The 23,197-nt window shown below is 73.4% G+C and carries 24 protein-coding genes; 7 read left to right on the top strand and 17 right to left on the bottom strand.

Annotated features, from left to right (window positions below):
- The first annotated feature begins 3 nt into the window (after positions 1-3).
- The 3 genes from BLR04_RS34870 to BLR04_RS34860 all read left to right on the top strand — a co-directional run bounded on the left by BLR04_RS34870 (position 4) and on the right by BLR04_RS34860 (position 4,273).
- Positions 4-1,038 carry an aldo/keto reductase gene (locus BLR04_RS34870; RefSeq protein WP_245740865.1) on the top strand — a complete coding sequence of 345 codons (1,035 nt, stop codon included), beginning with the start codon at positions 4-6 and terminating at the stop codon, positions 1,036-1,038.
- A gap of 72 nt (positions 1,039-1,110) precedes the next feature.
- Positions 1,111-3,609 (top strand): ATP-dependent Clp protease ATP-binding subunit, encoded by a 2,499-nt coding sequence (locus tag BLR04_RS34865; RefSeq protein ID WP_090773437.1) that lies wholly within the window; start codon positions 1,111-1,113, stop codon positions 3,607-3,609.
- A 49-nt stretch (positions 3,610-3,658) separates the two neighbouring features.
- Positions 3,659-4,273 carry a hypothetical protein gene (locus tag BLR04_RS34860; protein WP_143022349.1) on the top strand — a complete coding sequence of 205 codons (615 nt, stop codon included), beginning with the start codon at positions 3,659-3,661 and terminating at the stop codon, positions 4,271-4,273.
- A gap of 8 nt (positions 4,274-4,281) precedes the next feature.
- On the opposite strand, the gene ptsP is transcribed toward BLR04_RS34860, so the two are convergent.
- The 8 genes from ptsP to BLR04_RS34820 are packed head-to-tail and all read right to left on the bottom strand — an operon-like array spanning position 4,282 to position 10,844.
- A complete protein-coding gene (ptsP, locus tag BLR04_RS34855) occupies positions 4,282-5,874 on the bottom strand; it encodes a phosphoenolpyruvate--protein phosphotransferase (RefSeq protein ID WP_090773433.1) in 1,593 nt (530 codons plus the stop codon).
- Positions 5,867-6,148 carry an HPr family phosphocarrier protein gene (locus BLR04_RS34850; RefSeq protein ID WP_090773431.1) on the bottom strand — a complete coding sequence of 94 codons (282 nt, stop codon included), beginning with the start codon at positions 6,146-6,148 and terminating at the stop codon, positions 5,867-5,869. The genes ptsP and BLR04_RS34850 overlap by 8 nt, the downstream gene beginning before the upstream one ends.
- A gap of 12 nt (positions 6,149-6,160) precedes the next feature.
- On the bottom strand, positions 6,161-7,165 hold the full coding sequence (locus tag BLR04_RS34845) for a zinc-dependent dehydrogenase (protein WP_090773429.1): 1,005 nt from the start codon (positions 7,163-7,165) through the stop codon (positions 6,161-6,163).
- A complete protein-coding gene (locus BLR04_RS34840) occupies positions 7,162-7,587 on the bottom strand; it encodes a PTS mannitol transporter subunit IIA (RefSeq protein ID WP_090773427.1) in 426 nt (141 codons plus the stop codon). Before BLR04_RS34840 ends, BLR04_RS34845 begins: the two co-directional genes overlap by 4 nt.
- Positions 7,580-7,888, bottom strand: coding sequence for a PTS sugar transporter subunit IIBC family protein (locus BLR04_RS34835; RefSeq protein ID WP_090773425.1), 309 nt, complete (start codon positions 7,886-7,888; stop codon positions 7,580-7,582). Before BLR04_RS34835 ends, BLR04_RS34840 begins: the two co-directional genes overlap by 8 nt.
- A gap of 3 nt (positions 7,889-7,891) precedes the next feature.
- Positions 7,892-9,079, bottom strand: coding sequence for a mannitol-specific PTS transporter subunit IIC (gene mtlA, locus BLR04_RS34830; RefSeq protein ID WP_090773423.1), 1,188 nt, complete (start codon positions 9,077-9,079; stop codon positions 7,892-7,894).
- Between the two features lie 29 nt (positions 9,080-9,108).
- Complete coding sequence (gene pfkB / locus BLR04_RS34825; protein ID WP_090773421.1) at positions 9,109-10,086, bottom strand: 1-phosphofructokinase; 978 nt, start codon at positions 10,084-10,086, stop codon at positions 9,109-9,111.
- A complete protein-coding gene (locus tag BLR04_RS34820) occupies positions 10,083-10,844 on the bottom strand; it encodes a DeoR/GlpR family DNA-binding transcription regulator (RefSeq protein WP_090773419.1) in 762 nt (253 codons plus the stop codon). The genes pfkB and BLR04_RS34820 overlap by 4 nt, the downstream gene beginning before the upstream one ends.
- Before the next feature lie 102 nt (positions 10,845-10,946).
- Here BLR04_RS34820 and BLR04_RS34815 point away from each other — a divergent pair, with 102 nt between their 5' ends.
- Complete coding sequence (locus tag BLR04_RS34815; protein WP_090773417.1) at positions 10,947-11,819, top strand: D-alanyl-D-alanine carboxypeptidase family protein; 873 nt, start codon at positions 10,947-10,949, stop codon at positions 11,817-11,819.
- A gap of 113 nt (positions 11,820-11,932) precedes the next feature.
- On the opposite strand, the gene BLR04_RS34810 is transcribed toward BLR04_RS34815, so the two are convergent.
- The 6 genes from BLR04_RS34810 to def all read right to left on the bottom strand — a co-directional run bounded on the left by BLR04_RS34810 (position 11,933) and on the right by def (position 16,089).
- Complete coding sequence (locus BLR04_RS34810; RefSeq protein WP_090773415.1) at positions 11,933-12,553, bottom strand: class I SAM-dependent methyltransferase; 621 nt, start codon at positions 12,551-12,553, stop codon at positions 11,933-11,935.
- Between the two features lie 43 nt (positions 12,554-12,596).
- A complete protein-coding gene (locus tag BLR04_RS34805) occupies positions 12,597-12,947 on the bottom strand; it encodes an MmcQ/YjbR family DNA-binding protein (RefSeq protein WP_090773412.1) in 351 nt (116 codons plus the stop codon).
- Between the two features lie 9 nt (positions 12,948-12,956).
- The gene (locus BLR04_RS34800; protein WP_090773410.1) at positions 12,957-13,373 is read right to left on the bottom strand and encodes a CBS domain-containing protein; all 417 of its coding nucleotides are present in this window, start codon (positions 13,371-13,373) and stop codon (positions 12,957-12,959) included.
- A 127-nt stretch (positions 13,374-13,500) separates the two neighbouring features.
- Positions 13,501-14,916 carry a pyridoxal phosphate-dependent decarboxylase family protein gene (locus BLR04_RS34795; RefSeq protein WP_090773408.1) on the bottom strand — a complete coding sequence of 472 codons (1,416 nt, stop codon included), beginning with the start codon at positions 14,914-14,916 and terminating at the stop codon, positions 13,501-13,503.
- Positions 14,909-15,541, bottom strand: a complete 633-nt coding sequence (locus BLR04_RS34790) for a helix-turn-helix domain-containing protein (protein ID WP_245740864.1) — start codon at positions 15,539-15,541, stop codon at positions 14,909-14,911. The genes BLR04_RS34795 and BLR04_RS34790 overlap by 8 nt, the downstream gene beginning before the upstream one ends.
- Positions 15,542-15,558: 17 nt before the next feature.
- Positions 15,559-16,089 carry a peptide deformylase gene (gene def / locus BLR04_RS34785; RefSeq protein ID WP_218129282.1) on the bottom strand — a complete coding sequence of 177 codons (531 nt, stop codon included), beginning with the start codon at positions 16,087-16,089 and terminating at the stop codon, positions 15,559-15,561.
- A 143-nt stretch (positions 16,090-16,232) separates the two neighbouring features.
- Between def and BLR04_RS34780 the strand changes: the two genes are divergently transcribed.
- Positions 16,233-17,030: a class I SAM-dependent methyltransferase gene (locus BLR04_RS34780; protein WP_090773402.1), complete on the top strand. Its 798-nt coding sequence runs from the start codon at positions 16,233-16,235 to the stop codon at positions 17,028-17,030.
- A 118-nt stretch (positions 17,031-17,148) separates the two neighbouring features.
- Here the strand turns inward: BLR04_RS34780 and BLR04_RS34775 are convergent, their stop codons facing one another.
- Positions 17,149-17,664: a hypothetical protein gene (locus BLR04_RS34775; protein WP_090773400.1), complete on the bottom strand. Its 516-nt coding sequence runs from the start codon at positions 17,662-17,664 to the stop codon at positions 17,149-17,151.
- A gap of 20 nt (positions 17,665-17,684) precedes the next feature.
- Positions 17,685-18,614: a hypothetical protein gene (locus tag BLR04_RS34770; protein WP_090773398.1), complete on the bottom strand. Its 930-nt coding sequence runs from the start codon at positions 18,612-18,614 to the stop codon at positions 17,685-17,687.
- A 132-nt stretch (positions 18,615-18,746) separates the two neighbouring features.
- Between BLR04_RS34770 and BLR04_RS34765 the strand changes: the two genes are divergently transcribed.
- Both BLR04_RS34765 and BLR04_RS34760 read left to right on the top strand, forming a co-directional pair.
- Positions 18,747-19,691: a GNAT family N-acetyltransferase gene (locus tag BLR04_RS34765; protein WP_176903434.1), complete on the top strand. Its 945-nt coding sequence runs from the start codon at positions 18,747-18,749 to the stop codon at positions 19,689-19,691.
- Between the two features lie 36 nt (positions 19,692-19,727).
- Positions 19,728-20,516: an arylamine N-acetyltransferase family protein gene (locus BLR04_RS34760; protein WP_090773394.1), complete on the top strand. Its 789-nt coding sequence runs from the start codon at positions 19,728-19,730 to the stop codon at positions 20,514-20,516.
- Between the two features lies 1 nt (position 20,517).
- Here the strand turns inward: BLR04_RS34760 and BLR04_RS34755 are convergent, their stop codons facing one another.
- Positions 20,518-23,196, bottom strand: coding sequence for an ATP-binding protein (locus BLR04_RS34755; RefSeq protein WP_090773392.1), 2,679 nt, complete (start codon positions 23,194-23,196; stop codon positions 20,518-20,520).
- Between the last annotated feature and the right edge of the window lies 1 nt (position 23,197).

Below are 23,197 nucleotides of genomic sequence, written 5' to 3'. Positions count from 1 at the left end.
AGCGTGACTGACTACCGCGTACTCGGACGTACAGGCCTCAAGGTCAGCCCGCTCTGCCTCGGCGCGATGATGTTCGGCGGCTGGGGCGAGCCCGACTTCGACGCATCCGCCCGGATCATCGATCGGGCGCTCGACTCCGGCATCAACTTCATCGACACGGCCGACGTCTACGCCGCCGGCCAGTCGGAGGAGTACGTCGGGCGCGCCCTCGCCAAGTCGGGCAAGCGCGACCAGGTGGTGCTGGCCACCAAGTGTCACGGCGTCATGGGCGAGGGCCCGAACGAGCGGGGCAACTCCCGCCGCTGGATCTTCCAGGCCGTCGAGAACAGCCTGCGCCGCCTCGGCACCGACTGGATCGACCTCTACCAGATCCACCGTCCCGACCCGGACACCGACATCGACGAGACCCTCGGCGCGCTGACCGACCTCGTCCGCCAGGGCAAGGTGCGCTACATCGGCAGCTCCACGTTCCCGGCGCACCAGGTGGTGGAGGCGCAGTGGGCGGCCGAGCGGCGCTCGCGGGAGCGGTTCGTGTGCGAGCAGCCGCCGTACTCGCTGCTGGTCCGCGGCATCGAGGCCGGCCTGCTGCCCGTGACAGAGAAGTACGGCATGGGCGCCATCGTGTGGAGCCCGCTCGCCGGCGGCTGGCTGACCGGACGCTTCCGCAAGGGCCGCGAGCTGCCGCGGACGCGCCGCGCCCAGCGGCTCCCGCAGCGCTACGACATGGCGCTGGAGAGCAACCAGCGCAAGCTCGACGCCGTCGAGCAGTTCGCCCTGCTGGCCGAGGAGGCCGGGCTCACGCTGATCCAGCTCGCGCTGGCGTTCACGCTGCGGCACCGCGCGGTGACCTCGGCGATCATCGGCCCGCGCACCATGGAGCACCTCGAGGGCCAGCTCGGCGCCGACGAGGTGCGCCTGAGCGACGACGTGCTCGACCGGATCGACGAGATCGTCCCGCCGGGCGTCACCGTCAACCCCGCCGACGCCGGCTGGGTGCCGCCCGAGCTGGCCGAGGCGAGCCTGCGCCGCCGTCCCTGAACTTTGCCGATCGATGGCTATGACGTCCGGCATGACGGCTAGGTGTCCCCCTAAAGAGGAGAGGGGCATGAAATGTCGGATGTGCCGTTCGGATCGCTCTTCGGGGTGGACCCGTTCCGTGGGTTCGAGGAGCTCACGGGACGGATCTTCGGCGGCGCCGAGGGCTGGCCGCCGATCCGTCCCGGTGTGCAGCGCGTCGACGTCGGCAGGCTGCTGAGCGCCTCCGCCCGCGAGGTGCTGCACCGGGCGCTGGAGGCGGCCGGGCGGCGCGGCGCCGCCGACCTCGACGTGCTCGACCTGCTCGGCGCGCTGCTCGACGAGGACTCCACGCAGGCGATCCTGCGCGCCGCCGGCGTCGACCTGGGCAGGCTGCGCGACCGCGTCAACGACCTGAGCGGCGCAGGACCCGCCGCGGAACCGCCCACGACCCTCACCCCGGCGGCCAAGCGCGCCATCCTGGACGCCCAGCGGCTGTCACGGCTGCTGCAGTCGTCCTACATCGGACCCGAGCACCTGCTGCTCGCGATCGCCGCCAACCCCGACTCCGCCGCCGCCCGGCTCCTGCAGGAGCAGGGGGTCTCGGCCAACGAGCTGCAGCAGGCACTGCTGTCCCGTCCGGCCGGCAACGGCCACGAGCCGCGCCACAGTCCGACGCCCGCGCTCGACGAGTACGGCCGCGACCTCACCGAGGAGGCCCGCAAGGGCGCGATCGACCCCGTCGTCGGCCGCGAGGACGAGATCGAGCAGGCCATCGAGGTGCTGTCCCGCCGGACCAAGAACAACCCGTGCCTCATCGGCGAGCCCGGCGTCGGCAAGACCGCCATCGTCGAGGGCATCGCCCAGCGGATCGTCAACGGCGCCGTACCCGACCTGCTGAAGGACCGCCGGGTCGTCGCGCTCGACCTGACCGGGATGGTCGCCGGCACCAAGTACCGGGGCGAGTTCGAGGAACGCGTCAAGAAGGTCGTCGACGAGGTGCGCGCCCACGCCGACGAGATCATCGTCTTCATCGACGAGGTGCACAACCTCGTCGGCGCGGGCGCCGCCGAGGGCGGCATGGACGCCGCCAACATCCTCAAACCCGCGCTCGCCCGCGGCGAGCTGCACGTCATCGCCGCCACCACCATCGACGAGTACCGCAAGAACATCGAGAAGGACGCCGCGCTGGAACGCCGGTTCCAGCCGATCCTGGTCGCCGAGCCCACGGTCGACGAGACCATCCAGATCCTCGCCGGGCTGCGCGACACCTACGAGGCCCACCACCAGGTCCGCATCACCGACGAGGCCCTGGACGCCGCCGCCCGCCTGTCGGCCCGCTACATCTCCGACCGGTTCCTGCCCGACAAGGCCATCGACCTCATGGACCAGGCCGCCGCGCGGGTCAGGCTCCGGTCGCGCACGCCCGGCGTCGACATCCGCGAGCTGGAGGAACGCCTGGAGTCGCTGCGCCGCGACAAGGACCAGGCGATCGCCGCCGACGACTTCGACCGGGCCAAAGAGCTGACCACGGAGATCGGCAAGGTCCGTCCCGAGCTGGAGCGGGCCCGTCGCGGCGACGAGACCGTCCCGCAGGTCATGGTGGACGACATCGCCGAGGTCGTCTCCCGCCGCACCGGCATCCCGGTCACCCAGCTCACCCAGCAGGAGCGCGAGCGGCTCATGCGGCTCGAGGAGCGCCTGCACGAGCGGGTGGTCGGACAGGACGAGGCGGTCGACGCGGTCGCCGAGGCCGTACGCAGGGCCAGGGCCGGACTGTCCGACCCGAACCGCCCGATCGGCAGCTTCCTGTTCCTCGGCCCGACCGGCGTCGGCAAGACGGAACTGGCCCGCTCGCTCGCCGCCGCCCTGTTCGGGGGCGAGGACCACATGGTGCGCCTCGACATGAGCGAGTACCAGGAGCGCCACACCGTCTCGCGCCTCGTCGGCGCCCCTCCCGGCTACGTCGGCTACGAGGAGGCGGGCCAGCTCACCGAGGCCGTGCGCCGCCGCCCGCACACCGTGGTGCTCCTCGACGAGATCGAGAAGGCGCACCCCGACGTCATGAACATCCTGCTGCAGATGCTCGACGACGGCCGCCTCACCGACGCCCAGGGGCGTACCGTCGACTTCACCAACACCATCGTCATCATGACCAGCAACATCGGCGCCCAGCTCATCCTCGACGCGCCCGAGGACTCGCCGCGGCTGCACGCGCAGCTCATGGACCTGCTCCGGCACTCCATCCGCCCCGAGCTGCTGAACCGGATCGACGAGACGATCATCTTCAAGCGTCTCGAAGCCGACCAGCTGCGCCAGATCGTGGACCTGCTGCTGGAGCACACCCGGCAGCGGCTGCGCGGCCAGGACGTGACCCTGGAGGTCACCGACGCCGCCAAGGACTGGCTGGCGGGGCGCGGCCACCAGCCGGAGTTCGGCGCCCGCCCGCTGCGCCGCACCGTCCAGCGCGAACTGGACAACCGCCTGTCCACGATGCTGCTGACCGGCGAGGTGCACGAGGGCGGCACGGTGACGGTGGACGTCCAGGACGACGCACTCACCCTGCGGGCCCGTAACCCGGAACCGGCCACCTGACCGGCGATTGGGCCTGTCCGCGGGCGGCCGGCGCGATGACGATGAGGACATGTTCTTCGAGCCGCCGCCCGCAGGGGAGGCCCTGACGACGCCGTCCGCCCGGCCGGGACCGCCGCAGTGGTTCGCCCCGCCCGCCGACGAGACGGGCGCGGTGCTCGGCCTCGGGCTCATGGCGGCCCGCAGCCCCACCGTGGCCGTCGCCGTGCCGTACGCGCGCGCGTTCAGCACCGGCTGCGCGATCAGCGTGGAGGTCCTGGTCAGGCAGGGCGAGCTCGCGCCCGAGACGGCCTGGGAACTGCACCTGTCGACCCTCCCGGTCGCCCCCCTCGTCTCGCGCGGCGGCGACCGGCTGCCCGACCGGCTGCTGCGGTTCGGCGTACGCTACCCCGGCGGCGTCAAGGCGACCACCGTCGGCCCGCCCCCGATCCCCGGGCAGGAGCCGCAGGGGCCGCGGTTGAGCTGGCTGCCGCACGCGGGAGCCTTCCGCGCGAGCGAGAGCGTTCACGTCACCGCCGGCACGCTGTGGCTGTGGCCGCTGCCGCCCGAGGAGACCTTCGAGCTCGCCGTGGAGTGGCCCATCGGCGGCATCGAGCTCACGTTCGTCCCGCTGGACGGATCGGCCGTGGTGGCCGCCGCCCAGCGGTCGAACCAGTACTGGCCGTAGCCGTAAGGTCAGGCCAGCGCCGCGCGGGCGCGGGCGCGGCACTCCTCCAGGGTGACCCCGGCCAGCTCCTCGCGTACGGCGGGGACGCTCACCGGCGCCATCGACAGGCTCGTCACGCCCAGGCCCACCAGCAGCGGCGCGAGCCGCGGATCGCCGGCCGCCTCGCCGCACACCCCCACCGGCTTGCCCGCCTCCGCGCCCGCCTCGGCGCACATCGCGATCAGCTGGAGCAGCGCGGGCTGGCGCGGGTCCAGCAGGTCGGCCAGGGCCGGGTGCTGGCGGTCGGCGGCGAAGGTGTACTGGGCCAGGTCGTTCGTGCCGATGCTGAGGAAGTCGACCTCCCGCAGCAGCAACCGGGCCCGCAGCGCCGCCGCCGGCACCTCGATCATCAGGCCGACCCTGGCGATGCCCTTCGCGCGGGCCCGCCGCGCGAACTCGGACGCCTCCTCGACCGTGGTGACCATCGGCGCCATCACCCACGCCTGCGTGCCCGTCGACTCGGCCGCCCTGGCGATCGCCTCCAGCTGGGTGTCGAGGACGCCGTCCACCACCCGGTCGACCCGCAGCCCGCGCAGGCCGAGCGCCGGGTTGGGCTCGTCCGGCAGGCCGAGGAACGGCAGCGGCTTGTCGGTGCCGGCGTCGAGGGTGCGCACGATGACGTCCGGAGAACGGGCCAGCACCTCCGCGTACGCGGCCACCTGCTCCTCGAACGACGGCGGCTGCTTGCGGTCGAGGAACAGGAACTCCGTGCGGAACAGCCCCACGCCCTCCGCGCCCGGCACCAGGTCGGCGGCCGAACCGATGTTGAGCAAGAGCTTCACCGGATGCCCGTCGGCCGTCCTGCCCGGCCCCTCGCTCGCGGCCAGGCGGGCGCGTTCGGCGCGGTCGAGCGCCACGATCCGCTCGGCCTCCTCGGCCGTGATCCCGACGGAGATCTCGCCGGTGACGCCGTCCACGGCGACGACCGTGCCGTCGGGGACGCCGGTGACGCCCGCGCAGGCGACGACGGCGGGCAGGCCCCGGCCGCGCGCGAGGATCGCCGTGTGGCTCGTCGGGCCGCCCCGCTCGGTGACCAGCGCGAGCACGTCAGGGCCGAGGCCCGCGGTGTCGGCGGGGGAGAGGTCCTCGGCCACCAGCACGTACGGATGACCGGGCGCGGGCAGCCCCGGCATGGGCAGGTCGAGCGCGTGCGCCACCGCCCGGTGCCGCAGGTCGTCGAGGTCGGCGGCCCGCTCGGCGAGGTACCCGCCGAGCCCGGCCAGGGCGTCGCGGTGCCCGGCGAAGGCCGCGTCCAGGGCGTGGGCGGCGTCGAGGCCGTCGCGGGCACGCTTCTCGGCGTCCTCGCGCAGCATCGGATCGTCGGCGATCATGGCGAGCGCCTCCAGGATCTCCGCCGCCTCGCCGTCCGCCGCCCCGGCCCGTTTGGTCAGGTCGGCGGCCACGGCTTCCAGGGCGCGGGCGACGGAGGCCGCCTCCGCGTCACGATCGGCGACGGGCCGCGGCGCGGGCAGCGACGGCGGCCCCGCCATCCGGACCACCGGCCCGGCCGCCCGCCCCTGGCTGACCCCGAGCCCCGCCAGCCGCTGCGGCGTGTCAGGCATGGGAGGAATCCTCGGCGTCGAGGTCGCGGGCCAGCAGGGCGGCGAGCGTGTCGAGGGACTCCTCCGCGCCGGGGCCGTCGGCCTCCAGCGTGACCTCCGTGCCGTGGACCGCGCCCAGCGACAGCACCCCCAGCATGCTCTTCGCCGGTACGGCCTTGTCGCCCGCCCGGATCGTCACCGCCGCCGGGACGCCCATCGCCGCCTGCACGAACAGCTTGGCGGGACGGGCGTGCAGACCGCTGGCCGAGGCCACGGCCACCGTACGTCGTGCCATGTCAGGGCCTCCTCACGGCTCGATCGTGACCTTGATGGCGGCGCCCCGGCTGACGAGGTCGATGCCGTCGAGCACCTGCGGCAGCGCCAGCCGGTGCGTGATGAGGTCGGACACCGTCACGGCCCCCTCCGCCACCAGCCGCAGCGCCTCGGCGTTGTGCGCCGGGCTGGAGCCGTTCGCGCCGACGATGGTCAGCTCGCGGTAGTGCACGAGGTTGGAGTCGAGCGAGATGATCGGGTTGTCCTTCGGCAGGCCGCCGAAGAAGCTGACGCGTCCCTGGCGGGCCGCCATCCGCACCGCCTGCTCCTGGGCCGCGCCCGAGGCCGCCGCCGTGATCACCACGTCGGCGCCCCGCCCGCCGGTGAGCTTCAGCACCTGCTCGACCGGGTCGGAGTCGATCGCCGCGTCGGGACGGACCAGCTCGGCGGCCATCGCCAGGCGCTCGGCGTTGACGTCCACCAGGAACACCCGGGCCGCGCCGCGCGCCCGCGCCAGGCGGACGTGCAGGCAGCCGATCGGGCCCGCGCCCATGACCACCACGTCGTCCCCGGCGCCGACGCCGGCCAGCGACTGGCCGTTCAGCACGCACGCGAGCGGCTCGGCCACCGACGCCTCGGCGAAGCCGACGCCGTCCGGGATGGCGTTGACGCCGTTCACCGCCAGCACCTTCGCCGGGACGATCATGTACTCGGCGAAGCCGCCGTCGTAGTGGTAGCCCATCGACTCCTGGTTCGGGCAGATGGTCTGCCGGCCGCGCCGGCACTCGGCGCACGTCCCGCACGGGATCGCGGCGATCACCTGGACCCGCGCCCCCGTGTCGACGACCTCGCCGGCGATCTCGTGGCCCATCACGCGCGGCGGCACGATGTGGTGGTGGCCATGCTTGTAGATCTTGGCGTCGGTGCCGCACGTCGAGCAGTTGCGCACCCTGATCTTCAGCTCACCCGGGCCCGCGACGGGCTCGGGGGCGTCCTCTATGCGGATGTCGCCCGGGGCGTGGAATCTGGCGACCTTCATGTGAGCTCCTTCAATATCTGCGAGACCTCGGTGGCCTCGCGCAGCGTCCTCGCGCGGTCGGGGTCGAGCAGGATCTCGGCCAACTCCGCGAGCAACGGGATGTGTCCGTTCCCCTTGGCGGCGATGCCGACGCACAGGGTGACCTGCTCGCCGTCCCAGTCGACGCCGCCGGGGAAGCGCACCACGCAGATCGCGTCGCGCTCGACGTCCTCCTTGGCGGCGGCGGTGCCGTGCGGGATGGCGACGCCCTCCCCGACGTACGTCGAGATCGTCCGTTCGCGCTCGAGCATGGCCTCGACGTACGACTCCGCGACCGCGCCGATCTCGACGAGGGCCCGGCCGCAGCGGCGGACGGCGGCGTCGCGGTCGGCGGCGCTCTCGTGCAGCAGCACGGCGCGCGGGTCGAGCAGGTCGTCACGCATCGACCGTGCCGCCGTTCTTGATGGCGTCGACCAGCTTGGTCACCGCCGGGTCGCCCAGGAAGATCTGGAACGGCACCAGCGGCTTGTCAGGGGCGGCGGCGCGGGCCCTGGCCGCGAGGCCCGAGTGGCACACCACGATGTCGGCGTCCGCCGGGATCGAGTCGACCGGGGTGTGCTCGACGGTGACTCCCGTGTTCTTGAGCTGCTTCTTGAGCTGGGAGGCGAGCATCACGCTGCTGCCCATGCCCGCGTCGCAGGCCACGATGATCTTGCGGATGTCCTTGCTGTCGATGCCGGCCATGGCTCAGGCCTCCCTGGTGGCGGGTGCGGTAGTCGTCGGTCCTGCGCTGGTTGCGTTGTCGGTGACGTTCTCTGCGGTGCTGTCGGTCGCGCTGTCGGTCGCGCTGTCCGTCCTGGGCGCGGTCTCGGGTTCCGCGGGGGCCTTCTCGCCCCGGCCGAAGCCGAGCAGGATCGCGGCGACGACGAACGAGACGCCCGTCGCCACGAGGATGCCCAGTCCGGAAGCGAGCCAGCCGCCCTTCGGTGTAACCGCGATGTAGGCGAAGATACTGCCCGGTGACGGGGTGGCCACCAGGCCGGCCCCGGTCACGATGAAGGTGAACACGCCTGCGGCGCCGCCCGCGATGACCGCGAGGATGAGGCGGGGCTTCATGAGCACGTACGGGAAGTAGATCTCGTGGATGCCGCCGAAGAAGTGAATGATCATCGCGGCGGGCGTGCTCGGCCGCAGCGTACGCGGCCCGAACAGCAGGTACGCCAGCAGCAGCCCGAGGCCGGGGCCGGGGTTCGACTCCAGCATGAACAGGATCGACTTGCCGTGCTCGGCCGACTCGGCCACGCCCAGCGGGCTCAGCACGCCGTGGTTGATGGCGTTGTTCAGGAACAGCACCTTGGCCGGCTCGATGAGCACGGACGCCACCGGCAGCAGGTTGTTGTGGACCAGCCACTCCACCGCGTTGCCCGCGACCGTGGTGACGGTCTCCACGATCGGGCCGATGCCGAGCATGCCGACCACGGCCATGGCGCCGCCGACGATGCCGGCGGAGAAGTTGTCGACCAGCATCTCGAAGCCGGCCTTGGTCCGCTCTTCGGTGAACATGTCCACATATTTCAGGATCAGAGCGGTGAGCGGGCCGATGATCATCGCGCCGAGGAACATGGGCGCGTCCGTGCCGACGACGACGCCCATCACCGCGACGGCGCCGACGACCGCGCCGCGCTGCCCGTGGACCATCCGGCCGCCCGTGTAGGCGATGAGGACGGGCAGCAGGACCTTGATGATCGGGTCGACCATCTTCCCGAGCGTCTCGTTGGGCAGCCAGCCCGTCGGGATGAACAGGGCGGTGATCAGGCCCCAGGCGATGAACGCGCCGATGTTGGGCATGATCATGCCGGCCAGATGGCCGCCGATGCGCTGGATGGTGGCCTTGACCCCGGTCCCGGTGACCGGAGGTGTGTAGGTGTCGGCCATGGACATGCTCCTTCGGGGATGAGCAGAGATCAGCCGCCGGCTTGTGGGAGGTGTGCCGGTGCGGGCAGGGCGGGTGCGGAGAGCGGTTGTGACAGGTCGGGCGGTCCCACGGTGACGCGCCCTTCGTCGATGTCGGCCGGGCCCGGCATGCGGCTGCCCGGCAGTCGTACGGCGGCGGCGCCCCAGGCGAGCCCCCGGCGCAGTGCCAGGGGGCCGCGTCCGCCCGCGGCGAGGAAGCCCGCCAGCATGGCGTCCCCCGCGCCGACGGAGCTGCGCGGCTCGGTCACCGGCGCCTCGCCGTACCAGATGCCGTCCTCCTCGAGGAGGACGGCTCCGTCGGCGCCGAGGCTGGCCAGCACCGCCCGAGCGCCCGCCTTGCGCAGCGCGCCCGCCGCGTCGGCGACGTCGCCGAGACGGCGGATCGCCAGGCCGGTGGCCGCCGACAGCTCCTCCAGGTTGGGCTTGACCAGCGCGGGCGCGGCGCCGAGCGCGCATTCGAGCGCGGGGCCGCTGGAGTCGACCGCCATGTGGATGCCCGCCTCCGCGAACCGGCGGCACAGCAGCGCGTAGACGTCCTGCGGGACCTCGGGCGGCAGGCTTCCTGAGGCGACCACCCAGTCCGCCTCGTGGGCGGCGGACAGGACGGTCTCGGCGATCGTGTCGAGCTCGCCGGGCGACAGGGCCGTCCCCGGTTCGTTGATCTTCGTGATGGTGCCGTCCGGTTCGGCGAGCGTCACGTTGGACCGCGTACGGCCGCGCACCGGAACCGTCACCATGTCGAGGCCCTCGGCGGACAGCAGGGCGACGAGCTGCCTGCCCTCGTCGCCGCCGTACGGCACCACGGCCCGCGAGGCCACCGCGTTGGCGAGCAGCGCGCGCGAGACGTTGACGCCCTTGCCGCCCGGGTCGAGGTGGGCGGTCGCGGCGCGGATCACCGCGCCGCGGTCGAGCGCGGTGATCTCGATGGTGCGGTCGAGGCTCGGGTTCAGGGTCAGGGTCAGGATCACGCGCGGATCACCTCCGGCCCCGCCGCCGCCACGGCGGCGGACAGGCCCTGGTCGAGCCCGGTGTCGGAGATCACCACGTCGATCTCACCCAGCTCGGCGAACGTGGCCAGGTACGTGTTGCCGAACTTCGTGTGGTCGGCCAGCAGCACGCTGCGCTGCGCCGCGCGGACCATGGCCCGCTTGACGGCCGCCTCGGCCGGGTCCGGGGTGGTCAGGCCCCGGTCCGGCGAGCAGCCGTTGGTCGCCATGAACGCGACGTCCACGTTGAGTGAGGCCAGCGGGCGCAGCGCCCAGTCGTCCACCGTGGCCAGGGTGTTGCCGCGCACGCGGCCGCCCAGCATGATCACGTTCAGGTTGGCGCGCGCGGCCAGGGCCGTGGCCAGCGGCGGCGAGTTGACCACGACGGTCAGTTCCCGGTCGGCGGGCAGCACCTGGACCAGGCGGCCCGTCGTGGTGCCCGCGTCGATGATCACCGACCCGTCCTCGGGCAGCTCCGCCAGGGCGGCCTTGGCGATGCGCTCCTTCTCCGCCGTCATCACGGAGTCGCGGGCGGCCAGCGCGGGCTCGAAGCCGAGCCGTTCGACGGGGATCGCGCCCCCGTGCACGCGGCGCAGCACGCCCGCCCGTTCCAGCGACGTCAGGTCACGGCGGATCGTCTCAGTGGTGACGTCGAGCTCGGCGGCCAAAGTCACCACGTCGACACGGCCCGCGGCCCGCGCCCTCCGCAGGATCTCCTGCTGCCGTTCCTCGGCGTACATGATGTTGATTCACCACCGTTTCGAGTTGGTTTCATCTGTGTTTATACCCGTTTTGGTTGACTGGTCAAGAGTGGCCCGACAAGATCTGGTAGGTATAGGCAGGTGAGAACGACACCCCTGACCGCCGTGCCCCTCCTCGTCGCGGCGCTCGCGGCCCCCGCTCACGCCGCTACGGTCCCGGCGGCGCAGCCGCCCCGCGTCCCGGCCGGTACCACCGCGGCGTGGGTGGTCTTCGACCGGCAGTCCGGGAAGTTCGTGGCCGCCAGGAACGCCCACCGCAAGTTCCGCTCGGCCTCGGTCGTGAAGATCCTCATCGCGATCGACTACCTGGAACGGCGCACGAGCGTGCCCGCCGCCGACGCCAAGCTGCTGCGGATCATGCTGCGCTCCAGCGACGACGACGCCGCCTCCGCTTTCTGGGACCGTCTCGGCAAGGGCCAGATCATCGTCAGGACGGCCCGCAAGCTGGGCCTCGCCGACACCACTCCGCCGCCCGCGTCCAAGCCCGGCTTCTGGGGTTACACGTCCTTGAGCGCGTACGACATCGTGCGCACCTACCGCTACCTGCTCGACCGGGCCACGCCCCGGGTGCGCGACACCATCCTCGGTCACCTGCGCGCGGCCACGCCGTGCGGCACCGACGGCTTCGACCAGACCTTCGGCATCCCCGACGCCGTGCCCCGGCCGTGGGCGGTCAAGCAGGGCTGGTCGGGGTTCGGCACGACGCCGCCGGTGCGGTGCGGCGGCGACGTCAGGGCCGCGGCCGCGCCCATCTCGTGGATCACCCAGCGGGCCGCCGAGTCGGGCGTGCCCGACTACGGCCGGCCGGTGCTGCACACCTCCGGCCTCGTCGGCAAGGGCGAACGGTACGTGATGGCCCTGCTCACCGCCCACCCGGCAGGCGCCTCCTGGAACACCAGCGTCAAACGCACCACCACCCTCACCCGCTCCCTCTACCGCCACATCACCGGCTGACCCCGGCGCGGGCCGCGTGGGTCAGCTACCGCTCCCGGGATCGCCTCGCTCCCAGGGGCGGGAGGGCCTTCTCGCCCGCTGCCGTCGTCAGGGCGCGCGTTCGGCGGGGACGGTCAGATGCGGGGGCCGGAGTCTGCGAAGGTGAACAGGTGGGCGGCCGGGTCGAGGGGGACCGGCGGGCCGGTGTAGCGGTGGATGCCTATGCCGTAGCCGTACTCCGCGCCTTCCTCGGCCACCAGGTCGAAGTTCTCCGCCGCGAACCAGCCGCTGATCACCGGGACCAGGTCGGGCTCGTGCCGGCCCCTCGTCCACACGACCATCGCGCCGGGCGCGCACAATTGGGGCAGCGCGGCGACCGTAACCCTGATGTCGTCGTCGGAGATGTTGCCGAACACGCCGCACACCAGCACGAGGTCGGCCGGCACCGCCCCCGCGTAGGCCCGCAGGGCGGCGGCGTCGCCGCACACCACCTCGACCCCCTCGGGGGCGTTCCGCCTGGCCTCGGCGACGTTCCGCTCGTCCAGCTCCACCAGCCGCGCCCGCACCTGCGCCCGCCTCGGGTGGGCGGCCAGCACCGGCAGCAGGTCACGCCCCTGCCCGGCGCACAGGCTCACGACCCGGGAGGCGCCGTCGTCGAGCGCCGCCGCGATCCACCGGCGCACCGCCCCCAGCCGATGCTCCAGCGGCGATCCGGGCCGGTCGTAGTGGTCGTGCCAGGAGACCCAGTCGGACATGTCCCCGATCGTGGCACGGCGACGCCGCCCGGCACAGCCGGTTTCATGACGTGAACGAGCGCGCGTACGCAAGGCGTACTTTCTTCGGCACGCACATCCGCCAGGCGTCGAGCACCAGCTCGCGCATCTCGGCGGCGTCGATGGCGGCGAGCCGCGCCTCGACCCAGTGGTAACGCAGGTCGGACTCGCGCGGCAGGAGGAACTTCTCCGGCTCGGCGGCCACCAGCGCGGCCCGCTCCTCCTTCGGGAAGCCGAAGCCCATCAGCGTCTCGTCGCGCGAGAACGCCACGTAGACGATGCGCCCGACGCGGAACTTCACCCGGTCGTGGATGAGGTGCTCCGAGGTGCGCGGGAGCGTGAGCGCGAACTGCCGTACGTCCTCGACGGTGACCACGCCGCCACGTTACCGGGTGGCCGCCGCGGCCGAGATGCCCGCGAGGGCGGAGGTCGGATCGCTCTCGAGGGCGAGGTCGCCGAGGCTGACGACGCCGATCACGCGGCCGTCCTCGACCACCGGCAGGCGGCGTACGGCGTGCGAGCGCATGAGCCGCGCGGCCTGGTCGATGCCGGTGTCCGGGCCGACCGCCTCGACCGCCCTGCTGCACGCCTCGCGTACCGGTGTGTCCGGGCCCCGGCCGTCGGCGACCACCCGCACGGTGATGTCGCGGTCGGTGACGATGCCGAGGATGCGGCCGTTGTCGTTGACGATGATCGCCCCCGTGTCGTGGTCGCGCATGAGCGCCGCCGCCGCGGACACCGGCTGGTCACCTTCGACGGTCACCAGGCGCCGCGTCATCACCTCTCCGACGGTTGTCGCCATGAGAGCCTCCCGGATAGCTGGAACCAGCACTCAACTACCCGGGCGGACAGGCGGCTCACTTTTCGGCGTGACCGGTTGCGACGGTCATCACCGGTCGGGGCCCCGTACCGGCCGGTGATTGCGGGGCTCAGAGGTGCTTGGCCGCGAGCCGGATCTCGTCGAGCAGCACGCGCAGATCGTCCTCGGTGGTGTCGGGATGCAGGAAGCAGGCCCGCAGCGCGTCGCGCCCGCCCAGCCGGGTGCCGGTCAGGAAGGCGTTGCCCCGCCGCTGCACCGCGACCGGGATCGCCCGGTTGAGCGCGTCGAGTTCCGCCGCCTCCCCGGCGACGCCCGGCGCGTGGCGGAACGCCGTGATCGAGGTGGTGACCGGGGACAGCAGCTCGAAGTCGTCGGCCTCCTCGACCAGTTCTGCGAGCCGGCGCGCCAGCCAGGCGGTGTGGTTCACCAGGCGGGCGATGCCCGACCTGCCGAGGTACGACATGGTGGCCCAGGTCTTCAGCGCGCGGAACGGGCGGGTCTGCTCCGGCCCGTACTCCGAGAACCAGCCGAGGTCGCCGGCGTTGTCGTCCACCAGGTACGACGGCACGAGGCTGAACGCCGCCCGCGCCGCCGCCGGGTCGCGCAGCAGGGCGCAGCCGCACCCCACGGGCACGCCGAGCCACTTGTGCGGGTCGAGGGCGAGCGAGTCGGCCCGCTCCATCCCCGCGTAGTGCGGCGCCGCGCCGTCGGCCAGGACGCCGAGCGCTCCGTAGGCGCCGTCGACGTGGAACCAGAGGCCGAACTCGGCCGCCACGTCGGCGATCTCGTCCAGCGGGTCGACCGCGCCGGAGTTGACGGTGCCCGCGCTGCCCGCCACGCAGAACGGCCGCAGCCCGGCCGCGAGGTCATCGGCCACCATGGCCCGCAGCGCGGCCACGTCCATCCGGTACGCCGCGTCCACCGGCACCGTACGGACGTTGCGCGACCCGATCCCGAGCAGCTGGGCCGCCTTGTGCAGGCAGCTGTGCCCCTCCTCGGTGACGTACAGGACCATGGGCGGACGGCCGGCCAGCCCCTCCTCGCGGGCGTCCCAGCCGTCGGCGAGCGCCGCCTGCTGGCGGGCGGTGGCCAGGCAGATCACGGTCGCCATGGACGCGCCGCTGGTCAGCAGGCCGCCGCCGGGCGGGTGGGGGAAGCCGACAAGGTCGGCGAGCCAGCGCACCACCGTCCGCTCCAGGTGCGGCCCGGCGTGGTCGCCGCCCGCGCAGCTCGGGTTGAACGCGGCGGTCAGCGACTCGATGACGACGCCCGCCGGGTTGGGCGGCGAGTTGACCCAGCCGAAGAAGCGCGGATGCCCGTTACCCATCGGGTACGGCAGCACGTGCGCCCGCGCGTCGTCGAGCAGCGCGTCGAGTGGCCGCCCGTCCGCGGGCAGGTCCTGCCCGGTCAGCCAGGCCAGCTCGTCGCCGGGCACCGGCTGCCAGACCGGGCGCTCGGCGATGCCCTCGAGGTGGTCGGCCATGATCTCGGCCGCCTTGGCTCCGGCGAGGCGCAGCTCATGCATCGGGCGTGTCCTTCCATGTGTCGTGCTGCCCGGCTCCACCCAGCTCCATGACCAGGTAGAAGACGCAGTCGGTGATGCCGTCGTTGGCGAAGGAGTGGCGGCGGTCACCCGGGTAGTAGGCGGAGTCGCCGGTCGCCAGCGCGTACGGCGTCCCGTCGAGCGTGAGCCGCAGGCTGCCGGACTCGACGGCGAGGAACTCCCGCGATCCCGGCGCGTGCGGCGCGAACTCGCCCGCGTCCACGCCCGGCCCGATGGTCGTCCGCATGAACTCGAACTCGGCGTCGTCGAGCACCGGCGACAGCACGCGCCGCTCCCAGCCGGCCGGGTCGCGCAGCACCCGCTGGTCGCCGTGCCGCAGCACGCGGATCGCCTCGCGCGCGGGCTCGTCGAGCAGCCGGGAGATGGAGGTGCCGAGCGCCGTCGCGAGCCGGTCGAGCACCAGCACGGTCGGCGTCTTGGCCCCCCGCTCCACGTCGGAGACCATGCTGCGGCTGATGCCGCTCAGCGCGGCGAGCCGCTCGATCGACAGACCGCGCGCCCGGCGCTCGCTGCGGATCCGCCCGCCCAGCTCGGCCATGGACAGCCCGCTGGACAGTACTCCTTTGCCGCCCATGTCACCGCCCATTTAATCCACTATAGCGGTCAAATGTCCGCTTTAATGGACATGGCCTCCTGGTACGCGGCCAGCACGCGCTTGCGGCGCCTGGCAGGGAGGCGGTCGATGTAGAGGTGGCCGTCGAGGTGGTCGGTCTCGTGCTGCAGGCAGCGCGCCAGCAGGCCCGTGCCCTCGACCGTGACCGGCTTTCCCGCGGCGTCGAGGCCGCGTACGGTGGCGTGGTCGGGGCGGGGGAGCGGCGCGTACTGGCCGGGGACCGACAGGCAGCCCTCGTCGCCGGTGTCGAGCTGCCGCTCGCCCAGCTCCGGCAGCGTCAGCTCGGGGTTGACCACGATGCCCTTGTGGCGCTCGCCGGTGGCGTCGGGGCAGTCGTAGACGAAGACGCGCAGCGGGACGCCGATCTGGTTGGCGGCCAGGCCCACGCCCTCGGCGGCGTACATGCTCGCGAACATGTCGTCGACCAGCGCCGCCAGCTCGTCGTCGAAGCGGGTCACCGGTTCGCACGGATGGTGCAGCACCGGGTCACCCACGTGCACGATCGGCCGGACCTCTCCCATGCTGCACCCTTCTGTCTTCGCGCTGTTCCGAGCGCCGCCCGCCGACAAGTGTAGGAGCGCGCGGCGGATGCTTCGGGCCAATCTCATTCAACGAGATATTTTCTCTTATATGGTGAGATAACCAGAATGGAAGGGGATTGCCGATGGACGCCGTCTACACGCACGGCCACCACGAGTCCGTGCTGCGCTCGCACCGGTGGCGCACCGCCGAGAACTCGGCCGCGTACCTGCTCCCGCACCTCGAACCGCACATGAGACTGCTCGACGTCGGCAGCGGCCCCGCCACGATCACCGCCGACCTGGCCGCCAGGGTCGGCCACGTGACGGCGACCGAGGTGAGCGAGGAGGCCCTCGGCCTGGCCAGGGCCGAACTCACCGCGCGCGCGACGGCCAACGCCGACTTCGCCGTCGCCGACGTCCACGCGCTGCACTTCCCTGACGACGCCTTCGACGTCGTCCACGCCCACCAGGTGCTCCAGCACGTCGGCGATCCCGTCCTGGCGTTGCGGGAGATGGGCCGGGTGACCAGGCCAGGAGGCCTCGTGGCGGCCCGCGACAGTGACTACGCGGCCTTCGCCTGGTACCCGCGCCCGCCCGCGCTGGACGAGTGGATGGCGCTCTACCAGCGGATCGCGCGCGGCAACGGCGGCGAGCCCGACGCTGGACGCCGCCTGCTGTCGTGGGCCCGCGAAGCCGGCTTCACGGACGTGACCGCCACCTCGTCCACCTGGTGCTACGCCACCCCGGACGACCGGGCCTGGTGGGGCGGCATGTGGGCCGACCGCATCCTGCACTCGGCCATGGGCAGGCAGGCCGTGGCGACCGGCGCCGCCACCGAGGCCGACCTGCGGCGCATCTCGGAGGGCTGGCTGGAGTGGGCCGCCGCCGACGACGGCTGGTTCTCCCTCCTGCACGGCGAGATCCTCTGCCGCGCCACCTGACCCCGCGAACCGGCCGCCTCACAGCGGTGGATCGGGTGGTCACCCCGTGGCGCGTGATCCCTCGTCTACCCGGCCTGGTGGTCGGATCGTGAATGCTTCGCCGCAGGTGGTTCGGTGGTCAGAAGCCGAGGGAGCGGGCGCGTTGCCACTGCGGGTCGCGGTAGAGCACCATGTCGGTGCCGATCATCTCGTCGGGCGCCGACAGCATGGTGATCTCGCCCACGGCCTGCAGCTCCAGCAACAGATCGCGTACGCGCGGACCCACCGGCAACCGTCCCGGCGGCAGGCCCAGCCCGTCGCGCACCGCGTCGGCGATCTCCGACAGGCGGAACGGCCCGTCGTAGCGGTCGACGACCCCGCGCACCACGGCCATCGTGATCATGTGTTCGGCCTCGGCGTGCGCGAGTTGCCAGGCGACCTGCTCACGCCGCCGCCCCGTACCGGCGCAGGACGTGCACGGCCGCCGCAGACCCGGCACGGGATACTCCACGGTCGAGCCGAAACAGGCCGAGCACAGGCCGTTCTCGGCGGCGTGCACCTCGGCCGTCATCCGCCCGGCCAGCACGGCCCCGCAGTCGCACGCGTAGGTGTCGTCCAGGATGCCGGCCTGCGGGGAGATCGCGTGCTTGGTCACCGTCCGACTCTACCGCCGGGTCAGGCGCGCAGTTCCGCGAGGCCGTGCAGCCGGCGCAGCGCCTTGCGTGCGGCGGCGACGACCCGGGCGTCCGGATGGTGGTCGATGAAGACGCGCAGCACCCGGCCCGTCCACGGGTGCTCGCCGAACGCGAGGATGGCGATCGTCCCCGCCTGCTCCTCGGCGTCCATCCCGAGGGCGACCGACTCGATCACCTCGCCGGTCTCGCCGCCGAACTCCAGCAGTGCCGCCGTCATGTCCACCAGCACCCAGGCGAGTTCCTCCGGGGCGGTCCTGCGTTCGTCCCGTCCGGTCCTGGCCGCGATCACGGCGCCCAGCCTCGGCTCCTCCAGCAGCCCCGACAGCGCGAGCCGCCCCTCGTCGCCCAGGCTCGACGACAGCAGCTCCACGCCGACCGCGCGGCTGAGCGGGCTCACCTGGCCGAGCACCGAGGCGATCTCGAACGCCGCCGCGGCCCGCTCGCGGTTCTTGAGCCACCCCGCGAGCTCCTCGTCGCGCTCGCCGCGCGGGTAGGAGCGCAGCCCGTGCAGCAGGGTCGCCGCGTCGGCCTCCGCGAGGCCGCCCATGACGGGGATCTCCTGGCCCGTCGTCGCGGCGATCACCAGCCGCGCCGCCCACAGGCCGAGCCAGCTGAGCGAGTGCGGCTCCTCCTGCCGTACGAGGCCGAGGCCCGTCAGCGGCTCAGGGACGTCGCCCGCGAGCGGCTCCCGCGACAGGTACATCCGGATCAGCCCGAGCAGCAGCCCTCCGTCGGCGGCGAGGCGCTCGCGGCAGTGGCCGGCCCACGCGGCCAGCACGGCGGCGTCGTCGCCCTCCGGCTTCAGCTCGGCGGCGAGCGGGGCGGCGCGCACGGCCGCCGCCAGCGTGGCCTCGTCGGGCAGCCGGACGGGGGGCTGCAGGGGCAGGGTGTCGTCGTCGTAGGAGCTCACAAATCCCTATCCTGTCGCGATATTTCGAGCTAAAGTGCAGCTCGCACCGAAAAGTCGGAAGAAAGGAGGCGCTGAGATGTCCCGTTTGTTGATGGGCGCCCGATGCGCCCACTTCTGCTTCTCGGAGGAAGCATGTTGTTCCGTACTGCCGTCGAGGACGATCTGGACCGCCTGCTGGGCTGCGTCGTCGACGAAGGCATCAGCTGGTCACGTCCCGATCGGCTGAAGGGCTACCTGGAGAGCGGCCACTACCGCTTCGACCGCATCTGGCTCGCCGAGGACCAGCGGAGCGGCGAGATCCTCGCCCGCGCCGTCTGGTGGAGCATCCCCGACCAGCCCGTGCCGTACGCGCTGGACTGCCTCTACGTCCACGACTCGGTCGCCGACCGGGTGGCGCTCGCCGCCGAGCTGCTGGGCCGCGCCCACGCCGCCTACGGCAAGGCGCCCGAGTACCACGTGTTCGTCGCCAACGGATGGCGCCAGACACCCAGCACGACCGCCGCGATCGGCTGGCGGTGGGAGGCGGCCGGCCGCGCCGGTCTCACCGAGGAGCTCGAACGGCTCCGCTTCGAGTGGACGGCCGGCGACTGTCCCGTCCCCGAACCCTCGCGCCGGGTGACGTTCGCCGCCAACGACGACGACGAGGCCTTCGTGGAGGCTTTCCAACGGGCGGCGGTCGGGACGCTCGACTACTACACCCGCAAGGAACTCCTCACGATGAGCCCGGTGGAGCAGGCCAGGGCCGATGTGCGCGACTACCGGTCGATGCCGGGCGACCGCTCGTGGTGGCGGCTGGCCTACGACGAGGACGGCGACCTCGTCGGCTTCGCCGTGCCGTCGGCGAACGACGGCGGGGCCGTGGTGGGCTACCTCGGGGTCGTGCCCGAGCGGCGCGGCCATGGGTACATCGACGACCTGCTCGGCGAGATCACCCGGTTCCACGCCGGACGCGGCGTGCAGCGGATCGTGGCCGACACCGACGCGGGCAACGTGCCGATGGCACGGGCCTTCGAACGGGGCGGCTACCGTAACTTCGGCGCCCGCCTTGTGCTGTCGGCGAATCCCGTGAACGCGTGATGCGCGTGGCCCGCCGTACCGGCGAGGCTTGGTCCCATGACGACTGACCTTTGGGACACCGGCAAGCTCGACCTCGACGCCTATCTCGCCCGCGTCGGGCACGGCGGGCCACGCACCCCCGACGCGCGCACGCTGCGCGCCGTCCACCTGGCGCACGTGCGCGCCATCCCGTTCGAGAACCTCGACGTCGTCCTCGGCAGGGACATCCTGCTTGACGTCGGGAGCCTGCAGGACAAGCTCGTGACCCGCGGGCGCGGCGGCTACTGCCACGAGCACAACCTGCTGTTCGCCGCCGCGCTCGAACAGCTCGGCTTCACCGTGACCCGCCACCTGGCCCGCATCCGGCTCGGCCGCGGCCACCTGCCGCGCTCGCACGCCACGCTCACCGTCGTGGCGGACGGCTGCACGTGGCTCGCGGACGTCGGGTTCGGCGGTGACGGTCTGGTGGAGCCGATGCCGTTCGAGGACGGCGCCACGATGGAGTCGGGCCCGTGGCACTGGCGGCTCGGCCGCGACGGCGACTTCATGGTGCTGCACGCGAGTGAGACCGGCTCGGCGGAGGAGACCGCGCTGTACGCGTTACGTCCCGACGAGCCGCACTACCCGGCCGACTTCGCGGTGGCCAACTTCTACGTCTCGCGCAACCCCCGCTCGCCGTTCGTGAACCACGTCCTGGCCCAGCGCACCACGCCCGACGCCCGCATCCGCCTCCAGGACGACACCTACGCCACACCCGACGAACTGGCCCACCGCCTGACGGAGGAATTCGGCGCCGATCTCCCGCCGGAGGACGTCAAAACCCTCTTCGACCGCCTCCGGGGGTGAGTCAGTCCGGGTGGTCGTGGGCGAGCACCTGCCGGGTGAGCTCCACCCGGCTGTTCACGCCGAGCTTGGCGAAGGCGTGCCGCAGGTGGCTGTCCACGGTGTGCGGTGACAGGAACAGCGCCGCAGCGACCTCCCGGTTCGTCATGCCCTGAGCAACGAGCCGCACAACCCGCAACTCCGCCCCCGTCAACGCCTCCCACCCCCACCGGTCCACCCGCTGACCGCCACCCCCGGCCTCGCCACCACCGGCAGATCCGCCCGCGAAACCGCTGGTGGGGCGGCCGGTGAGGCCGCATGCCGCGTACACCTCGCGGGCCTCGGCGTGCCGGCCCGCCTCCTCCAGCGCCGCCGCCAACCCGAGCGGGCGGGGCGCCGTACGGTACAGCTCGACCGCCTCCTCCAGCCGCCCCTCGGCGTGCGCGGCCGCCGCGACCAGCGACGCCACGCCGGGGTTGCGCCGCGCGAGGTCGCGCAGGCACTCCCGCACGCCCGGCACCGCCCGCAGCCGCACCGCCTCCCACGGCTCCTGCCCGACCAGGTACGCCAGCGCCCCGCCCCACGGCGGCTCGTCGCCCGCCCGCTCCGGCGCGCCGGACGAGCGGTCCTGGACGGCGGCGGGCGGCGGTCCGAGCAGCAGGCGGCGCCAGCGCAGCTCGACGGCGACCAGGCCGGGCCCGTCGCCGGCCAGGTCGCGCCCGCGGTCCACGTACGCCCGCGCCGCCGCTCGGTCGCCGCGCAGCAGCGCCACCCGGCCGAGCACGCCCAGCAGCGCCGGGCTCAGGGCCGGGGCGTCCAGCCGGCGGGCCACCCGCAGCCCCGCCTCCGCCTCGGCCGCCGCGTCGTCCACGCGTCCGAGCGCCAGCAGCAGCCCGGCCAGGAAGCGGTGCAGCAGGGGCGACGACCACGCCGTGCCGAGCCGTCCTGACTCCCGCCCGACCACCGCGTACGCCTCCTGCGCCTCCTCCAACCGGTCGAGGGCCGTGAGCGCGGCGCCCAGCCACAGCCGGGGATGCCGGTGCGCCGCCTCGCCGCCGGCCGCGTCCGCCAGAGCCACCGCGCGCCGGGCGTGCTCCAGCGCCTCCCGCGGCTCGCCGCGCGTCAGCGCCACGACCGAACGCGCCTGCAACCCCACCACCTGCGCGAAGGGCTCGCCCGCGGCGACCGCCTCGGCGGCCGCCCGGTCGGCGGCGTCGATCTCGCCCGCCGTCATCAGCGCGTGCGCGCGTACGGCCAGCAGCCGGGCCCGCTCCCGCACCGGCACGTCCGCCCGCTCCAGCGCCCGGCCGGTGCGCCGGATGACACCGTGGTCGTCACCGGCGTGCTTGAGCGCCTCGGCCAGCCCGAGCGTCACCCCCGCCGCCTCGGCGGGACCGAGTCCGGCGTCCGGGGCGTCGGCCACCTCGCGGGCCTCGGCCAGCCGTCCCGCCGAGGCCAGCAGCCGCACCACCCCGGCCGCCAGCCCCTGCCGCTCACGCGCGGCGGGCGTACCGGGTTCGGCGGGACGGGCGAGTTCCAGGGCCCGCAGCATGAGGTCGGCGGCGGCCGAAGGTGCGGCGGCGGTCATGTCCTCGGCGGCGGCGCGCAGCTCGCGGATCGCCGCCACGTCACCTGCCCGCGCGCCGTGCCGCAGGTGCTCGGCCAGCTCGGCCGCCGGGCTGCCCTCCAACCGCAGCACGGCCGCCGCCTCGCGGTGCAGCGCCGCCCGGACGGCGGCGGGGAGGCCGTCGTAGAGCGCCTCCCGGATGAGGTCGTGCCGGAACGCGAGCCGGTCGCCGTCCTCGACGAGCGCCTGCGCCCGCACGGCCGCCCGGACGTCCGGGAGCAGCGCGCCGGGCGGCATGCCGAGCACTCCCGCGGCCTCGTGCACGGTGAACGGCCGCCGCAGCACCGCCCCCGCCTCCAGCAACCGCCGCGTCCCGGCAGGCAGATCGCGCAACCGCCGCTCGACGGCCGCGCCGAACCCGGCGGGCAGGTGTCGCTCGACAGGGGCGCCGAAGCTCGAGGCAGGCCCAGCACCTTCGATCGTCGCCACGCCGCCTGACACCACGACCCGGCCCTCCGCGCGTAGCCCGTTGAGGGCCTCTTCCAGGAGGAACGGGTTGCCGCCCGCGGCGCGTGCCAGGTTCAGCACCGAAGGCCCCGGGCGCGCCCCGAGCAGGCGCGCGCAGAACTCGGCCGCCTCGTCCTCGCCGAGCGGTGCCAGCGGAACCCGCCGGGCGCCGTCGGAGACGAGGGCGTCGATCGCGGGCTGCGCGGGGAACGGCCGCCGCCCCAGCAGCCACACCACCGGCGCACCGGCGGGTTCATGGATGAGGTGCCGCAACGCCAGGCAGGTCAGCTCGTCGGCCCACTGCGCGTCGTCCAGGACGATCGCCGTCGGCCCGGCTCGGGCGGCCCGAGCGACCACCTCCGCCGCCCACCCGAGGGCGTCGAACCCGCCGGGCGGCTCGCCGAGCCGGCCGAGTGCCCGCAGCAGGGTGGACAGCGGCGCGACGCGGTCGAGCTCGGTGGCGCGCCCGTACGCGACGGCCATGCCACGCGCGCGCGCCGGCCCCGCCGCCTCCTTCAGCAGACGGCTCTTCCCGATCCCGGCGGGCCCCTCGACCACCAGGGCCCCGGAACCGGACGCGAGCACCTCGTCGGCGGCGGTCAGCGCCTCCCGCCTGCCCACGAGGTCCATG

It is taken from the genome of Nonomuraea maritima, assembly GCF_900100395.1.
Taxonomy (GTDB): Bacteria; Actinomycetota; Actinomycetes; order Streptosporangiales; family Streptosporangiaceae; genus Nonomuraea; species Nonomuraea maritima.
Note: the sequence above shows the minus strand (reverse complement) of the source record. Positions and strands in the feature narration are given on the sequence as shown.

What these genes read in the sequence shown, in the direction of transcription:
- BLR04_RS34865 (WP_090773437.1), top strand. Translation starts at nt 1,111, where the DNA reads ATGTCGGATGTGCCGTTCGGATCGCTCTTCGGGGTGGACCCGTTCCGT.
- BLR04_RS34760 (WP_090773394.1), top strand. Translation starts at nt 19,728, where the DNA reads ATGACGACTGACCTTTGGGACACCGGCAAGCTCGACCTCGACGCCTAT.
- BLR04_RS34755 (WP_090773392.1), bottom strand. Translation starts at nt 23,196, where the DNA reads ATGGACCTCGTGGGCAGGCGGGAGGCGCTGACCGCCGCCGACGAGGTG.
- BLR04_RS34795 (WP_090773408.1), bottom strand. Translation starts at nt 14,916, where the DNA reads ATGCATGAGCTGCGCCTCGCCGGAGCCAAGGCGGCCGAGATCATGGCC.
- BLR04_RS34780 (WP_090773402.1), top strand. Translation starts at nt 16,233, where the DNA reads ATGGACGCCGTCTACACGCACGGCCACCACGAGTCCGTGCTGCGCTCG.
- BLR04_RS34835 (WP_090773425.1), bottom strand. Translation starts at nt 7,888, where the DNA reads ATGGCCGGCATCGACAGCAAGGACATCCGCAAGATCATCGTGGCCTGC.
- BLR04_RS34845 (WP_090773429.1), bottom strand. Translation starts at nt 7,165, where the DNA reads ATGAAGGTCGCCAGATTCCACGCCCCGGGCGACATCCGCATAGAGGAC.
- BLR04_RS34790 (WP_245740864.1), bottom strand. Translation starts at nt 15,541, where the DNA reads ATGGGCGGTGACATGGGCGGCAAAGGAGTACTGTCCAGCGGGCTGTCC.
- def (WP_218129282.1), bottom strand. Translation starts at nt 16,089, where the DNA reads ATGGGAGAGGTCCGGCCGATCGTGCACGTGGGTGACCCGGTGCTGCAC.
- ptsP (WP_090773433.1), bottom strand. Translation starts at nt 5,874, where the DNA reads ATGCCTGACACGCCGCAGCGGCTGGCGGGGCTCGGGGTCAGCCAGGGG.
- BLR04_RS34800 (WP_090773410.1), bottom strand. Translation starts at nt 13,373, where the DNA reads ATGGCGACAACCGTCGGAGAGGTGATGACGCGGCGCCTGGTGACCGTC.
- mtlA (WP_090773423.1), bottom strand. Translation starts at nt 9,079, where the DNA reads ATGGCCGACACCTACACACCTCCGGTCACCGGGACCGGGGTCAAGGCC.
- BLR04_RS34850 (WP_090773431.1), bottom strand. Translation starts at nt 6,148, where the DNA reads ATGGCACGACGTACGGTGGCCGTGGCCTCGGCCAGCGGTCTGCACGCC.
- BLR04_RS34860 (WP_143022349.1), top strand. Translation starts at nt 3,659, where the DNA reads ATGTTCTTCGAGCCGCCGCCCGCAGGGGAGGCCCTGACGACGCCGTCC.
- BLR04_RS34810 (WP_090773415.1), bottom strand. Translation starts at nt 12,553, where the DNA reads ATGTCCGACTGGGTCTCCTGGCACGACCACTACGACCGGCCCGGATCG.
- BLR04_RS34820 (WP_090773419.1), bottom strand. Translation starts at nt 10,844, where the DNA reads ATGTACGCCGAGGAACGGCAGCAGGAGATCCTGCGGAGGGCGCGGGCC.
- BLR04_RS34840 (WP_090773427.1), bottom strand. Translation starts at nt 7,587, where the DNA reads ATGCGTGACGACCTGCTCGACCCGCGCGCCGTGCTGCTGCACGAGAGC.
- BLR04_RS34765 (WP_176903434.1), top strand. Translation starts at nt 18,747, where the DNA reads ATGTTGTTCCGTACTGCCGTCGAGGACGATCTGGACCGCCTGCTGGGC.